Source organism: Chitinophaga sp. (genome assembly GCF_036566945.1).
Classification (GTDB): Bacteria; Bacteroidota; Bacteroidia; order Chitinophagales; family Chitinophagaceae; genus Chitinophaga.
The window spans coordinates 1-2,399 of record NZ_DATCVJ010000216.1 but is presented as its reverse complement, the minus strand read 5'-3'; the positions used below and the strand labels follow the sequence as shown (position 1 = coordinate 2,399).

The 2,399-nt window shown below is 42.8% G+C and carries 3 protein-coding genes; 1 reads left to right on the top strand and 2 read right to left on the bottom strand.

Annotated features, from left to right (window positions below):
- Positions 1-224: 224 nt before the first annotated feature.
- The gene (locus VIP81_RS06210; protein WP_331957607.1) at positions 225-410 is read left to right on the top strand and encodes a winged helix-turn-helix transcriptional regulator; all 186 of its coding nucleotides are present in this window, start codon (positions 225-227) and stop codon (positions 408-410) included.
- Positions 411-818: 408 nt separating this feature from the next.
- Here VIP81_RS06210 and VIP81_RS06205 read toward each other — a convergent pair whose 3' ends face one another.
- Positions 819-1,364, bottom strand: coding sequence for a transposase (locus VIP81_RS06205; RefSeq protein ID WP_331957606.1), 546 nt, complete (start codon positions 1,362-1,364; stop codon positions 819-821).
- Positions 1,365-2,137: 773 nt separating this feature from the next.
- Positions 2,138-2,399, bottom strand: a 262-nt coding sequence (locus tag VIP81_RS06200) for a hypothetical protein (protein ID WP_331957605.1), incomplete at its 5' end; no start/stop codon positions are given.

Sequence of the window (2,399 nt, the reverse complement as noted above, 5' to 3'; positions counted from 1 at the left end):
TCCCTGGATTTTCATACAATAATTTAAGAACCTGTATTCCTTATCAGAAAAGGAATACAGGCCATGTTATATTCAATTTACCCGGACAACAATGATAGTAAGTTGTATTATACGCCGATTGAGTTTGCACTCAAACATATCAGCAGCACCTGGAAGATGCCGATACTTTGGCGGCTGCACCTGCGCGTAATGCGGTATGGGGAGCTGAAAGCTGATATCCGTACATCGCGCATAAGATGCTCACGTCGCAACTCAGGGAGCTGGGGATGGTGGAGCAGATCATCTTTCGGGTGGCGCCGCCGAAGGTGGAGTATAAAATTACTGCTACAGGTATGCTTGCCATACCGGTGATAGGGATGATTATGAAGTATGGCATGGAGATGATGGGGGTAGATCCACCTGCGCATTGAATGCATTTTGGTTGCAGAGGGTTGCTTTAAATTCAGATCATGAAAAAGGCGCGTACTCTACTTGTAATGATCATGTTCTTCGGTTTCGTTGGCGGCGCTGTTGCCTATTATTTGCCGACGGTTTATTATGCCCCGACGCTGGAAGGTGGCATGTGTACTGTGGCGACAACGCCGTATTATAGTGTGCTCCCGGATGTTGGGAATAATGCGGCAAAGGGAAAACGGGTGTCTTTGGCGAGGAAGCCTGGGGGGTGTGGGTCGTTTATTATTGTTGGGGAGTGAAATTCAAGGATTGCGTTGGCGTTGGTGGCGATGGAGGGATGGTGGCGTTTTGGGTGAGTTGGGTGGGGAGTGAAGAGAGATAACTGTTTAAAATGGAAAACCATCCTTACGCAGCCCCACAGCAATCTAGACGGTCTTATTGATAACTTTACTATTCTCCCGAATTTTGAATACAATACCATCCATCCGCACAATCAGGTAAACAGGTTCTAATGGGCGGTTCTGCCAGGCTACAATATCTTCTGCCACCCTGGAAGTGATCCGGCTGATCGTGGCGGTAGAAACTTCAAATTTATAGACATCCATTATCTGTTCCTCGATATCACTTATACTCATTCCTTTAGCATACAGCGATACTATCACTTCTTCAATGCCTTCTACCATGCTCTCCCGCTTGGGAACGATCATGGGATTAAAACTGGCATCACGGTCCCGTGGAACCTGGATTTCGGACTCTCCATAATGGGTTTTAATCTTCTTCTTCCCATAGCCATTTCGGGTATTTATACTCTTACTCTGCTCATTCATCCCGTATCCTAAATACCCGTCCAGTTGGCCTTCCAGCATCTTTTCAATTGCACGTTTCTGGATCTGACCCAGAAAATCGTTGAGCTGTTGCCCAGTTTTGAATTGCTTTAAAAAATCGTCTGATAATAAGTCTTCTGGCTTCATTGTGTGTGTAACGGTTAAAAATAAAAAAATCGGGGCTCTTACGAACTCCGATTTTATATGTTTACACAGTTTATGTTATAGTGTCTAATGTAGAAGTGTTAAGACCTTTTACAATACAGCACCTCCCTTATCAACGATCAAGTAACTGGTATTTATGACCCGAATCAGGCTGTCCTCTTGTTGTACTCGACTACAACCTATTCTCTAGGTATGCGTACAACTTCTTCCACTGCGCCTAACACCTTAGGTGTAACTACTTGTACTATATGTATTTTGGGCAACCTATAATTTTGACAAAAGGGAAAAACTAGTATATTGACCAGGTATCTGATTCCAGTTATAAATTAGCCTATTCCATTTGGCAGATATATTTTCCAGGACGAGGGATAACAACTTCATGAGTTCTTCTTGACAGGAATACGTTATTTGACTTTGCAACAGCACGAAGCTGCCTGTAAAATACGGACTCCCACACCAGCTTAACTTATCGATTCTCCATAGGTCCGTCGCACATTTACTCTGATGCAACTTGATTATAGATCTATTGAAAATTCAAAAGCGAGTCCATTATCTTGGAATCTACACTGATATATTGAGACCACGCCGACCTAACTATTAACATAAAATTTTTTCACGAATGCAGACACTCATTTTATACATCTACCAAGTGTCCAAACATAGAGCCGCCTAAACTTCAGGAACGGCTCCAGCTCATAAAAATTCAACTTCAATTCAAAATATGCATAATTGTGACAGCCCTTCTTTAATCAAAATTAAAGAGAAACAGTAATACGAGCAGTACAGGTAGTTACATTTGTGGCGGGTGCGGCCGAAACAGTTGTAATCCAACCAAGTACAGCTGTGGTTGTGTACGGAGCCCAACGCACGGAATTCTCATCACAAATACCCGTTATTTTACCAAAGATTATGGAGGTAGTGTATACGTAAAAGATATTAACACCTCTATTAGCTTTAAATGCCAATGAACCTCCGAAGAATGCTAATACAGCCAAGGCTGTCAACGCTATTTTCGCT